A 12,128-nucleotide genomic window follows, 5' to 3' on the forward strand; every position below is an offset into this window, starting at 1 on the left:
TCTGAAGTGCGCACTGATTATCGGGGCGCCTGCACTAAACCGCGAGAGGACACAACCATGGGCTTCCTTGACGAGATTAAAAATAAGATGCACCTGGGCGGCCAGCAGGGTTACGACCAGGGTTATGGCCAGGACGACGACTACGGCTACGATGACGGCTATGACGATAGTTATCAGGGCAACGGCTACAGCGGTGCTTCGGGCGAGGGCTTCTACACCCAAGACGAGCCGAGCAACGGCCTGCTTGGTCAGACGCGCCGTGGTGAAGCTGAGTCGGTTGCCGTGTATACGCGCTCCGGTCAGCTGGTCGGCGATGACTCCCGCCATGCCACGACGTATAACCCGCCTTCGCGCTCGCAGGACAGTGTTGCGAGCGGTTATCGTCCTGGTGCCTATGACACGCCGTCGAGCTACGCCGAGAACACCCGCGCCCGTGCCGCCGCTGCACCCGCGCCTGCACCGAGCGATGCCTCGGCCTATGCGAGCAATATCATCAACGCCACGCCGCAGCTGCCGGCCTATGTCCTGCGCCCCGAGAGCTATGACGACGTGGAGACCGTGGTGCGCCGCGTTCGCACCAAGCAGCCTGTCGCACTGATTTTTGTGGGCGTACGCACCGAAGTTGCCAAGCGCGTCTTGGACTTCTCTTACGGCTTTGCCTGCGGTCTGGGCGCCACGGTCAAGGAGGTAGGCGACCGCGTGTTCATGGTGCTGCCCGCCGGTTGCGAGGTCAAAGATTCCGATCTCAAGAAGCTTCGTGCCGACGGCTACCTTAAGTAAAGACAAGACGAGGAGATTCCCATCAACATCTACACTATCGTCCAGCTGGTCAACACGCTGTTCAACTTCTATTCCACGCTCATTGTCGTCTACTGCTTTATGACGTGGATTCCCATGAAGCAGGGCGGTTTGCTTCAGGATATTGCTGCGGTGCTCGATAGCGTGTGCGGTCCGTGGCTCGGCCTGTTCCGTCGTTTCATTCCGCCGATGGGCGGTATCGATTTTTCGCCGGTCGTTGCGATTATTGCGTTGCAGTTGGTGCAGAGGCTGGTTCTGCAGCTTCTTATAGGTATACTCGTATAGAACTGACTTAGTAACTTACGTCGGGCGTGTACGCCGAGGCGATGAAAAAGGAGACTTGTTATGGCTATTACCCCTGCAGACATCCAGGCTCAGACTTTCTCTGAGGCCAAGCGTGGCTACGATCCTGCTGAGGTCGACGTCTTCTTGGAGACGCTGTCCTCCGAGGTTGACGCTATGCTCGCTAAGATCGTCGACCTTAAGGGTCGTCTGACTGCTACCGAGCAGCAGCTTGCCGATGCCCAGGCTCAGCTTGCCCAGGCTCAGGATGCCACCGCCCAGGCCGTTCCTGCCGCCCCCGTGGCTGCTCCCGCCCCTGACTTCTCCGCTCAGGAGCGCCAGATTTCTGCTGCCCTGATCGCTGCCCAGCAGACCGCTGAGACCATCGTCAACGATGCCAACGAGAATGCTGAGCGCATCCGCAACGAGGCTGACGCCAAGGCCCGCGAGGTTATCCGCCAGGCTCTGACCGAAAAGCAGGCCGAGCTCGAGGAGATCGATCGTCTCAAGGCTTCCCGTGAGGAGTTCAAGGCCGAGTATCTCAAGCTTATCCAGCACTTCATGGACGATGCCCAGAACTCCTTCCCGGCCGACCTCATGGCCTCCACGCCGGTCGGTTCTGCCGCTTCTCCTGCGGTGACTGTTCCCGCCGAGCCGCTGCCCGTCGCTGACCCGGTTGTCCCCGTGGCCGATCCCTTTGCCCCGATCGACAACTTTGCTGCCGACGACCTGGACTAACATTCGGTCTACAATTTAGTGCCTAGAAAGGACCCGCAGCTTGCGGGTCCTTTTTTATGACTGTGCCGGGGTGCTTAACATAAAAAAACCGAGCCCTGCACATAATGGCGCAGAACTCGGCAAATGGGTGAGCGGTAAAAGGTAGGTTTTAGGGCATGTGCCAAAAACTACTTGAGGAGGAAGTTGGGGAGGGGAATGGTGCGGGCCTCGCGATGCTCGGGATCGGCGATGTGGTCGGCGGGATAGCCACAGACGAGCATGTGATAGGGATAGACGCCCTTGGGCAGATTGAACTGCTCCTGTGCCACCTCAGGCTTAAAATGGCATACCCAGCACGTTCCAAGGCCCTGCTCGGTGGCCTCCATCATCATCTGGTCGCACACGATGGACGTATCGATTTCACTGGAATTCATCTGGTCATACGGGCGCACCCAAGCATCATCGGTAACGCTGCAAATAAGGAAGACAAGCGGAGCTCCAAAGATAGACCCATCACGAGCAAACCAAGGCTGACAAGCAGCAGCCTTCTCCAACAGCTCAGGCGTATCCAGCACCATCACACGGGCTGGATGATTATTACAAGCAGAAGGAGCAATACGCCCAGCCTCAACAATGGCATCCACCACAGCCTGCTCAACAGAACGGTCCTCAAAAGAACGACAAGAATACCGACCACGAGCCAGATCCAAATAAGACATACAAGCCCTCCTAAAATTAAAAATCAAACAAACCCAAAGTAACCCAAACAGTACCCAAAGCAGCAATCAGCCAAACGCTCGTCAAGGGCCAAAGTGTCCGAACGGGTACCAAAGGTCCCTTCAGCCAAACCCCCATTGCGCTATAACTATCAGCCAAAGTTCCAATGGTGATACGTAAGGCGAAGGGCCGGCCATGGTTTACTTTCGAACGACTCTGCTACGCAGCCGGAGTGAGAAAGCAAACCGTGGCCGGCCCTTCGCCGCCGGGACACGTACCCCCAATTAACTGTTCTTCATGACAATCGAATCCACAACATCGGCCACATTCTCGCAGCAGTCAGCGCAGTACTCCAGGAAGGCGTAGACGTCACGCCAGGCGATGACCTCGAGCGGATCCTTGCCGTTGACATGCAGGTTGCGCATGGCGTTGATGTAGAGCTCGTCGGCCTCGGACTCGATGGTGTTGATCTGGATGACCAGCTCGCGCAGCGTTTTGGACTTGCGGTAGTTGGGCAGCTCGACCATCAGGTCCTTCATGGCGCGGCAGGCGTCGGTCACCTTGTGGGCGATCACGATGGCATCGGGATGGATGCTCTGGATGTTGGTGAAGTAGACGCGCTGCACGACGCCCTCGATACGGTCGAGCACGGTGTCGAGCGAGCAGCTCATCAGGTCCAGGTCCTCGCGCTCAAGCGGGGTGATAAAGGCCGTGAGCAGGGCGTCCTCAAGCTCATGGTGCTTCTTGTCGGCCGCATGCTCGATCGCGTGCATCTTGTCGAGCATATCGTGAATCTTTGCGGGATCGAAGTTCTCAAAAATCTTGGTAAGCAGCTCGGCGGCCTGGACGGCAAGGTCGGCGCAGGCGACGTAGTTGTCAAAGTAGAACGAATCGGGTTTCTTTGCCATGAGTGGGTCCTTTCGAGGCGAAGACGGGTGGGCGAGATATTACGGTCCGGATGGACGCTCGGTTTGACTAGATGAACATCATGAACAGCTTGGCCATGACAAAGCTGATGAGTCCGCAGGCGGGGAAGGTGAAGAACCAGGTGAACATCATGTCCTTGACGACGCCGAAGTTGATGGCCGAGAGGCGCTTGACGGCACCGACGCCCATGATGGCGCAGGTCTTGATGTGGGTGGAGGACACGGGGATACCGGTAAGGGTGGCAAGCAGCAGATTCGCGGCGCCCGCGAGGTCGGCGGAGAAGCCCTGATATTTCTCGAGCTTGACCATGCTCTGGCCGACGGACTTGATGATGCGCTCGCCGCCCACACTGGTGCCGATGCCCATGGTTGCCGAGCACAGCAGCATAATCCAGATGGGGATGCCGGCATCGCCGACGCTCGTCTGGCCGCTGGCAAAGGCCACGCCTAAAAAGAGCACGCCGATGAACTTCTGTCCATCCTGCGCGCCGTGCATAAAGCTCATGGCCGCAGCACTCGCGATCTGAGCGTATTTAAAGAAGACGTTGGCGCGTCGCCTGTTGGCGGCGGCGAAAAGAATCGAGACGAGCTTGCACAGGACCCAGCCCATGACGAAGCCCAGTCCGATGGAGAGCGCCAGGCCGTAGATGACCTTCATCCACTCGTGGACGTTGACGCTGCTCGCACCGCCGAGGGCGATGGCGGCACCGGTCAGGCCGGCGATAAGGCTGTGGCTTTGCGAGGTGGGGATGCCAAAACGCGACGCTGTGGCGCCGTAGACGACGATGGAGAACAGCGCCGCGCAGAGGCACGCGAGCGCCATGGTGCTGTTTCCGCCAAAGTCGACGATATGTGAGATGGTGTTGGCGACGCTCGCGTTAAAGTGCGTCATGATGAGCACGCCCAAGAAGTTGAATGCGGCACTCATGAGAATGGCGGCGCGGGCGGGCATGCAACGTGTGGTGACGCAGGTCGCGATGGCGTTGGGTGCGTCGGTCCATCCATTGACGAAGATGGCGCCGAGCGCGAGGATCACGGTGACGGCAAGGACTGGGTTCGACACAAGTTGGCCGAGGAAGGTTGAGAACGTTACGTCCATATATGGGCTTTCTCGAAGTTTGCAGGCACGTTACAAAAACATGATAAATCGTATCACCTCCTGCTGGTTTCTTTACCGAGTTCTGATGGGAGAAGTGAATTTTTTGGCACTAACATTGAATATTAGCCCTGTTGACCGCGGGTGTTCTTTTTGCTAACGCGTTGTGCGGACGTGCGCCTGCGGTCCGACACGCCAAAACCACAGCCTGTTCGCTTTACAACATACAAACATGCGTTCGATAATAGGGGGCATGGAATATCGACAGACAGATGGCAAAACTCGACGCGTGCACAAGCAGTATGTGGACGTCGTGGCCCGCATCCTTGCGGGCGGGCAAGTCGTGCCGGTCACCGTCTGCTGGGTCGACGGCCGTTGTTTTACGATCGACGAAATTATCTCGACCACCGGGTTTGGCCTGACGGTTCACGGCGTTCGTACGGCAACCTATAAGGTACGTTTTGGCGGACATGCGACCGAGTTGTATCTGGAGGACCAGGCGCGCGAGCGGGCGGATGGCTCGCAGGCGCACGTGATGCGTTGGTGGGTATGGGCGTTTGACCGTACGCTTGAGGGCGAGCGCCGCAGGTAAGAGCGCACGGCATTCGGGTACAATGGCAGGGATATTGTCGCCTACGGCGCCGTTATTTGTGGCGCTTTTTGAAAGGACGAAGTATATGAACGATATCCAGGGCTATCAGAACGGCCCCGTCGAGACCGGCGCAAGCCGCGCCAAGGAGATGTCGCCGCGCGCGTACAATCTCGCCATGTCTGCCCTGATCTTCTTGGGCTTTTGCGCCATGGGCGCCGGCGCCTACTTTACGAGCACCATGTCGTTTGCGCGCATGATGATGAGCGGCGCCGCCCTACCGCTGGTCTTTGGCTCGTTTATTTTGACCATCGTCGGCATGGTCATGATGTCGGCTGCTGCGGGCAAGCAGTCCGTGGGCCTGTCCCTTGTGGGCTACGTAATCTTTGCGAGTACCTTTGGCCTGACCGCGTCGTTTGGTCTCGCCAACTACGACCTGCCTACCATTAACACCGCCTTTATCGCCACGGCCGCCATCACCTTTGTCTTTGGTGCGCTGGGCGTGACCTTCCCCAAGTTTTTCCAGCGTGTGTATGGCATTGGTTTTGGCATCCTGCTTGCCACGATTCTGGTCGAGATCGTGCTGATGTTCATGGGCGTTTCGCAGTCCATCACCGACCTGATCGTGATCGTGGTGTTCGCCGGCTTTATTGGCTACGACACCTATGTTGCCACGACGGTGCCGCCCACGCTTCCCAATGCGGTGCTCATGGCATCCAACCTGTTCGTGGACATCATCAACGTGTTCCTGCGCATTCTGAACATCCTCGGCCGTCGCGATTAAAGCGCGGCATTGCGATGCTTCCTGCCGGACGCGGTAAAACGATGTGAAAGGCGGTCCTGCGGGGCCGTCTTTTTTGTGCACGGCGGGGTATCATGGATGGGAAAAAGCCGACACCGGCAGCGACAGGAAAGGTGACCACTTATGGCAGACGTCGACAACAGGAACCGTAACCGCAGGCCCAACCGCGCGGGACAGCCCAACCCCAAGCGTGAGGCGCGTGCCAAGGCCGCCGAGCGCCATGTGGCGGCTGTGTCCGAGGCCTGCGCCAAGGATATCGAGCGCTCGCTTGTCGGCGTTCGCGAATTCGACGGTATGCCTGCCGGTTTTGTCGCGGCGATGAAGGCCAAGGTCCAGAAGGCAGCGGCTGCTGAGGAGCCGGTTGCCGAGGTTGTGGAGGCCGACGCTGCCGTGGTTGAGGCCGCCGAGGTGGAGACTGCGGTCGAGTCCGAGGTGGCACCCGAGTCCACTGAGTCGGCCGACGGGGCTGAGTCCGCGCCCGCGGAGGAGGCTGCTCCGGTCCTGCCTGAGGTCACCGTGCTTGATGCCTCCGCCACGCAGGCAATCCTCGATAACGGTCGCGGCTATGCGCAGTTCTGCGATATGGCCGTGCTCGCCTTTGCCTCGTTTACCAATCCGGGCGGCGGTTATATCCAGGGCTACCTGGGCCAGGAGGCGATGCTCTGCGCCGATTCGTACCTGTACAACGTGCTCGACAAGCAGCGCAAGTGGTACGGCGAGAACCGTCGCCGCAACATCAACTGCGAGCTTTACCGCAATCGTGCGCTGGTGGTGCCCGCCGTGCGCTTCGACCGCAACCACGTGCACGCATACGCCGATGTGATCGTTGCCGCCGCACCTAACGTCAAGCGTGCCCGCCAGGAGTACCGCGTGAGCGAAGACGCCCTGTTGGATGCCCTGCGCGACCGTATCCGCTTTGTCCTTGCCATCTGCGATGAGCTGGGTCGCGAGAAGCTCGTGCTGGGTGCTTGGGGCTGTGACAATAACGGCTTTGATGCCGAGGTCGTAGCCGAGCTCTTCCGCAAGGAACTCGCGTCGGGCGACTTCAAGGTCAAGCAGGTCTTCTTTGCCGTGCCCTCTACGCGCTGGGACGAGGACTTCGCCAAGTTCGAGCACGTGCTGGCAAACTTCCCCGAGCGCAACGAGGAGTCCTATGCTCAGGTTGCCGCCCGCACCGCAGCCGCCCGTGCCGCCGAGCAGGCTCAGGCCGCTGCCGAGGATGACGAGGATGACGACGACTGGCGCAAGTACCTGTAAACGGTGCGCGTGATGCGATATACCGAGCCGACGGGGGCTGCTCCCGTCGGCTTTTTATTGAGTGGGGAGCTTACGATGAAAAACGTTCTATGCTTTGGTGACAGCAACACCTATGGTTACGATCCGGCGGGCATGCGCGACGGTACCGCGGTGCGCTATGCGCAGGATGTGCGCTGGTGTGGCGTGATCCAACGTGACTTAGGCGAGGGCTGGCATGTAATTGAAGAAGGCCTCAACGGCCGCACGACGGTACGCGACGACATGTGCCATCTGGACACTAACCTCAACGGTATTCGCGCGCTTCCGATGCTGCTCGAGGCCCATAAGCCGCTGGACGCCATTGTGATCATGCTGGGCACCAACGACTGTAAGACGGTCTTTAACGTGACAGCTTCCGATATCGCCCGTGGCGCCATGGCGCTGATTCGCGCCGTCCGCGCGTTTCCGTGGACCGACGCTGCGCCTTGCCCGCGCATCCTGCTGATGGCTCCTATCAAGATCAAGCCGCAGATCGCCGATGTGTATATGACCGACTTTGACGAGCATTCCGTTGAGGCATCTGAGCATTTTGGCGAGTACTATGCGCACGTGGCCGAGCAGTTTGGCTGCGACTTTTTGAATGCCGCCGAGTTTGCCGAGCCGGGCGATATCGACTATCTGCATATGATGCCCGAAAGCCACGAGAGCCTGGGTCACGCCGTGGCAGCCAAGCTCAAAGAGATGCTCGGTGAGTAGCACGGCCCCAAACCACCACAGAGTTCCCCTTGCGGGGGCTTGTTTCGTTTGTTTGTCTTGATCTGTAACAGTTCCAAGGCCGAAAACGGGCTAGATGTTACAGATTAAGATTATTTAGGTCGATATCGATTGTTTGTCTTGATCTGTAACATCTAGGGTCGATTTTGCCGAGTTACTGTTACAGATCGAGATGTTTGTGGGAGCCACCGCAAAGGTGCCTGTCCCCTTTGCGGCGGTTTTGGGCTGCGAATCTTAATATTGCCACATGTGGTTGACGGGGCCGGAGCCTTTGCCCATGTTCAGGCCGGCGGCCAGAGCGCCTGTCAGGTATGCCTTGCCCGCATTGACGGCATCGGCAAGATCCATGCCCTGGGCCAGCGCGCAGGCGATGGCGGACGAAAGCGTGCAGCCGGTGCCGTGTGTGTTGTCGGTCTCGATGCGCTTGTGGCGGAACCACGTGGTGAGCGGATCGCCCAGATGGTTGCCCTCGTCATCGAGTGGCGCGGGTTCGGCCAATACATCGTTGGCCTCGTTGACAAGATGCCCACCCTTAACGAGGGATGCGCAACCAAAGCGGCGGGTGAGGAGCATGGCAGCATTTTGCTGTGTGCGCTCGGAGTCGACCTCGTAGTCAAGCAGGGCCATGGCCTCGGGAATATTGGGCGTGATGACGGTTGCTAGTGGGAACAGGCGGCGGGTGAGCGCCTCGGCGGCATCTTCGGCAATCAGCCGTGCGCCCGAGGTGGCTACCATGACGGGGTCGACGACCACGTTTGTCGCGTTCCAGGCGCTCAGGCGGTCGGCGATAACCTCGATAATCTCGGCAGAGGAAACCATGCCGATCTTGACGGCGCTGGGGCGGATATCGTCAAATACGGCGTCGATCTGCGCAGCGACGATATCAGGGGAGATATTCTGCACGGCGGTGACACCGAGCGTGTTTTGTGCGGTGATGGCGGTGATGGCCGTCTCGGCATACAGGCGGTGCGCCGTGATGGTCTTGATGTCGGCCTGAATGCCGGCGCCACCGCTGGAATCGGATCCTGCGATGGACAGGACGGCAGGTACCTTACTGCGATCCATGTTTGCTCCCTTGTTCGGTCGGAATCAAATGGGTCTTTAAGCCAGCATTATAAAGATGCCCGGGCCGACTCTATGTCGAACCCGGGCGGGCGATGCAATCTTTACGCAAATGTAAGCAAATGTTCACACGTCAACAATTGACGAACACCATGTTACCGATTGTGGCTCCGGTGACGAGTTAGTCCTCCATGCCGAGGTCGATCGTCGTGCCTTCGAACACCTTGTTAACGGTGCGGACGGCGCACATCTTGCCGCACATGGTGCAGGTGCCCTCGGTGGCGGCGGGGGATTCTTCATAGCGTTTCTTGCCGGTGACCGGGTCGAGAGCACACTTCCACATGGCATCCCAGTCGAGCTTGCGGCGTGCCTGGCCCATCTTGTCGTCCATGTCGCGGGCGTGCGGCACCTTCTTGGCGATATCGGCGGCGTGCGCGGCAATCTTAGTGGCCATGAGGCCATCGAGCACGTCCTGGGCGTTGGGCAGGCACAGGTGCTCGGCCGGCGTCACGTAGCACAGGAAGTCGGCACCGGAGCTGGCGGAGATGGCGCCGCCGATGGCAGCGGTGATGTGGTCGTAACCCACGCCGATATCGGTCACCAGCGGCCCGAGCACATAGAACGGGGCATTGTGGCACAGGCGCTTCTGCAGTTTCATGTTGGCGGCGATCTCGTCGAGCGCCATGTGACCCGGGCCCTCGACCATGACCTGGACGCCGGCGGCCCAAGCGCGCTTGCACAGCTTGCCCAGCTCGATCATCTCAGCGGTCTCGGTGGCATCGTTGGAGTCGTAGAGGCAGCCCGGGCGGCAGGAGTCGCCGAGCGAAATCGTCACGTCGTACTCGTGGCAAATCTCGAGCAGCTCGTCAAAGTACTCGTAGAAGGGGTTTTCGTTGCCGGTGACCTCCATCCAGCCAAACAGCAGCGAGCCGCCGCGACTGACGATGTTCATCAGGCGGCCGGTCTCCTTAAAGGTCTTGGTGACCGACTTGTTGATGCCGCAGTGGATGGTCATAAAGTCCACGCCATCCTCGGCGTGCGCGCGCACGACCTCGAACAGGTCGTCCTTGGTCAGCTTGACCAGCGGCTTTTCCATGTAGCCGATGGCGTCGTACATGGGGACGGTGCCTACCATGAGCGGCGTCTCGTCGATGAGCTGCTGGCGGAACTGGCGCGTCTTGCCCGAGTTGGAAAGGTCCATGATGGCGTCGGCGCCAAAGTCCTCGGCGATCTTGACCTTCTTCCATTCCTCGGCGGCATCGGCTTTATCGCCCGAGATGCCCAGGTTGACGTTGACCTTAGTAGACAGGCCCTCGCCGACACCAAAGGCGCGCATGCCCTTTTTGATATGCACGATGTTGGCGGGAATGGCGATGCGGCCGTCGGCCACGCGCTCGCGGATGTACTCGGGGTCGCGATGCTCGCGCTCGGCAACCTCCTTCATCTGCGGTGTGATCTGCCCGGCGCGGGCGAAGTCGATTTGCGTGACGAGCTTGGGCTCGGTCTGTGTGCTCATTGGCACGGCTCCCTTCGTTGGCATTACCCATATCAGGTTTGCGGGTCAGGGCGGGCGCGCCCAATCTCAGCCTGCCGTCTTGTCCTGCAAGCTCCCCGTTTATGTAATGGGCTCAAGTATAGCTCGAATGGGTACGATTGGCCTAACGAGCGTGCCTGTGGGGAGGCGAACATGGAAGACAAGCATCTATATCGAGAGACGCAATGGGATGTATCGGCCGAGGAAAGCCGTGCGCACCATGGCCTTGTCGCGATTGGTTTTGCGGTGCTTGCTGTGCTGGTGATTGCCGTTTGTATCTGGACGTTTGGTGGTCGCGGCGGCGCTGCATGGGAGTTCGAGGCTGATGATAGCCTACCGATAATGACGGTGAAGGTCGCGGGTGGCAATACCGTTGCCGCGCCGGGCGACTATTGGTATCCGCGCGATGGATTTGTCCAGCTGCAGCTGAGCGGCGGTTCCATTCCTGGTGAAGAGATCGAGCGCGTGACCTTCGATGCGTCGCTTAAGACGCTGTCGGTCGAGCTCAAAGATCAAGGGGATGTGCCCACGACGATGGATATCGCGCTGACGGAATGGCGCTTGGAGCCCCCATCGGGTGTTGCGGTGTCCGAGGTAGAGCACGTTAAGATTACCTACCAAGATGGCTCGACAAACGAAGTTGCCAAAGCCGACGGCTTGGCGGAATAGACGCCGTGCCTAGGCAGCACATTCAAAAGTAGCGGTGGTCCTACAAGGTCTGTTCGTTCAGGAAGACCAAAGTGTTCTTATTTGAAAGCTCGGGAAAGTGACGATAACCAACATCAAACGCGGTGAGCCCGCTTACATCCTCGAGCTTGTTTTCTGCCATCCAGCGCACCATGGAACCACGTGCCTTTTTGCTGGCGGTCGAGCGCTGGATGGGCTTGCCGTTGCGGATGCCTTCGCCAAAGAGGCACGTGACGACCGTGGCGTCGCCCGCGAGATGGGGCAGAACGGCTTTGGCGTACTCTACGCTGGCGAGGTTGACGATCGTGGTGTTTGAGCCTGCCGGGGCGATAGCCCGCGCGAGCTTGTCGCTCCAAAACGCATAGAGGTCTCGGGCATCGTCAACGGCGAGCTTCGCGCCCATTTCCAGCCGATATGGTTCGACGGCATGAAAGGGGCGAACGCACCCGTAAAGGCCCGAGAGGATCCACAGATGGTCTTGCAGCCATGCGAGCTGCGCGGAATCCATCACCTCGGGCGCCATGCTCTGGTATTGAATGCCGTGGTAGGACATGACGGCAGGGGAGAGGTGACAGGCGAGTGCGGGATTGTCGAGATCGCCGTTTTTCAGGATGGGCCGGAACTCACGCAGGGTGTTGAGGCAAGGCCCCAGCAGTTTGTCACTCACGTTCCATAGCGCCTGCAGGCTGTCGCTGCCTTCATTTCGCTCGATATCTAGCAGTGCGCGGTGGAGGCGAGCCGTCTCGCGCGCAAAGGGTGGAATGCCCAGGACTTCAAAAGCATCTTGGGCCGAGCGCATTTGCTTGGCGGGTGAAACGATGACCTGGAGCATGAACTCTCCTATGCCAAAAAGGAAGTTGCGGTGGAATACGGTCTGTTTTGGTCGTTTATGGGCCAGTTTAGTCCGT

The 12,128-nt window shown here is 59.2% G+C and carries 14 protein-coding genes and 1 riboswitch; of the genes, 8 read left to right on the forward strand and 6 right to left on the reverse strand.

Going from position 1 to position 12,128, the window contains the following annotated elements; translation table 11 throughout:
- The first annotated feature begins 57 nt into the window (after positions 1-57).
- From DW211_RS02140 to DW211_RS02150, 3 genes are read left to right on the forward strand one after another with little or no spacing between them, the layout of a single operon-like run.
- On the forward strand, positions 58-780 hold the full coding sequence (locus tag DW211_RS02140; RefSeq protein ID WP_055251691.1) for a cell division protein SepF: 723 nt from the start codon (positions 58-60) through the stop codon (positions 778-780).
- Between the two features lie 57 nt (positions 781-837).
- Positions 838-1,083: a YggT family protein gene (locus tag DW211_RS02145; RefSeq protein ID WP_369832369.1), complete on the forward strand. Its 246-nt coding sequence runs from the start codon at positions 838-840 to the stop codon at positions 1,081-1,083.
- 60 nt (positions 1,084-1,143) lie between these two features.
- Complete coding sequence (locus DW211_RS02150; protein ID WP_006234242.1) at positions 1,144-1,818, forward strand: DivIVA domain-containing protein; 675 nt, start codon at positions 1,144-1,146, stop codon at positions 1,816-1,818.
- A gap of 167 nt (positions 1,819-1,985) precedes the next feature.
- Here DW211_RS02150 and DW211_RS02155 read toward each other — a convergent pair whose 3' ends face one another.
- From DW211_RS02155 to DW211_RS02165, 3 genes are all read right to left on the reverse strand, one after another.
- A complete protein-coding gene (locus tag DW211_RS02155) occupies positions 1,986-2,516 on the reverse strand; it encodes a nitroreductase family protein (protein WP_118258948.1) in 531 nt (176 codons plus the stop codon).
- Positions 2,517-2,798: 282 nt separating this feature from the next.
- Entirely contained in the window at positions 2,799-3,422 is a 624-nt protein-coding gene (locus tag DW211_RS02160) for a DUF47 domain-containing protein (RefSeq protein ID WP_055251695.1), read from the reverse strand.
- A 67-nt stretch (positions 3,423-3,489) separates the two neighbouring features.
- Entirely contained in the window at positions 3,490-4,539 is a 1,050-nt protein-coding gene (locus DW211_RS02165) for an inorganic phosphate transporter (protein ID WP_055251696.1), read from the reverse strand.
- A gap of 250 nt (positions 4,540-4,789) precedes the next feature.
- Here DW211_RS02165 and DW211_RS02170 point away from each other — a divergent pair, with 250 nt between their 5' ends.
- From DW211_RS02170 to DW211_RS02185, 4 genes are all read left to right on the forward strand, one after another.
- A complete protein-coding gene (locus DW211_RS02170; RefSeq protein WP_118258950.1) occupies positions 4,790-5,128 on the forward strand; it encodes a hypothetical protein in 339 nt (112 codons plus the stop codon).
- An 85-nt stretch (positions 5,129-5,213) separates the two neighbouring features.
- On the forward strand, positions 5,214-5,909 hold the full coding sequence (locus DW211_RS02175) for a Bax inhibitor-1 family protein (RefSeq protein WP_158568464.1): 696 nt from the start codon (positions 5,214-5,216) through the stop codon (positions 5,907-5,909).
- Positions 5,910-6,050: 141 nt separating this feature from the next.
- Positions 6,051-7,184, forward strand: coding sequence for a TIGR02452 family protein (locus DW211_RS02180; protein WP_118258953.1), 1,134 nt, complete (start codon positions 6,051-6,053; stop codon positions 7,182-7,184).
- A gap of 75 nt (positions 7,185-7,259) precedes the next feature.
- Positions 7,260-7,919, forward strand: a complete 660-nt coding sequence (locus DW211_RS02185) for an SGNH/GDSL hydrolase family protein (RefSeq protein ID WP_158568465.1) — start codon at positions 7,260-7,262, stop codon at positions 7,917-7,919.
- Between the two features lie 252 nt (positions 7,920-8,171).
- Here DW211_RS02185 and thiD read toward each other — a convergent pair whose 3' ends face one another.
- Both thiD and thiC read right to left on the reverse strand, forming a co-directional pair.
- A complete protein-coding gene (gene thiD / locus DW211_RS02190; protein WP_117800350.1) occupies positions 8,172-9,002 on the reverse strand; it encodes a bifunctional hydroxymethylpyrimidine kinase/phosphomethylpyrimidine kinase in 831 nt (276 codons plus the stop codon).
- Between the two features lie 178 nt (positions 9,003-9,180).
- Positions 9,181-10,515 (reverse strand): phosphomethylpyrimidine synthase ThiC, encoded by a 1,335-nt coding sequence (thiC, locus tag DW211_RS02195; RefSeq protein ID WP_099431544.1) that lies wholly within the window; start codon positions 10,513-10,515, stop codon positions 9,181-9,183.
- Positions 10,508-10,623: riboswitch (TPP riboswitch) on the reverse strand. Its footprint overlaps the gene before it by 8 nt.
- Positions 10,624-10,686: 63 nt before the next feature.
- Between thiC and DW211_RS02200 the strand changes: the two genes are divergently transcribed.
- Positions 10,687-11,202, forward strand: a complete 516-nt coding sequence (locus DW211_RS02200) for a hypothetical protein (protein ID WP_117736398.1) — start codon at positions 10,687-10,689, stop codon at positions 11,200-11,202.
- A gap of 40 nt (positions 11,203-11,242) precedes the next feature.
- On the opposite strand, the gene DW211_RS02205 is transcribed toward DW211_RS02200, so the two are convergent.
- Complete coding sequence (locus tag DW211_RS02205) at positions 11,243-12,052, reverse strand: YaaA family protein (protein ID WP_118258956.1); 810 nt, start codon at positions 12,050-12,052, stop codon at positions 11,243-11,245.
- Between the last annotated feature and the right edge of the window lie 76 nt (positions 12,053-12,128).

The organism is Collinsella sp. AM18-10 (assembly GCF_003471585.1).
Taxonomy (GTDB): domain Bacteria; phylum Actinomycetota; class Coriobacteriia; order Coriobacteriales; family Coriobacteriaceae; genus Collinsella.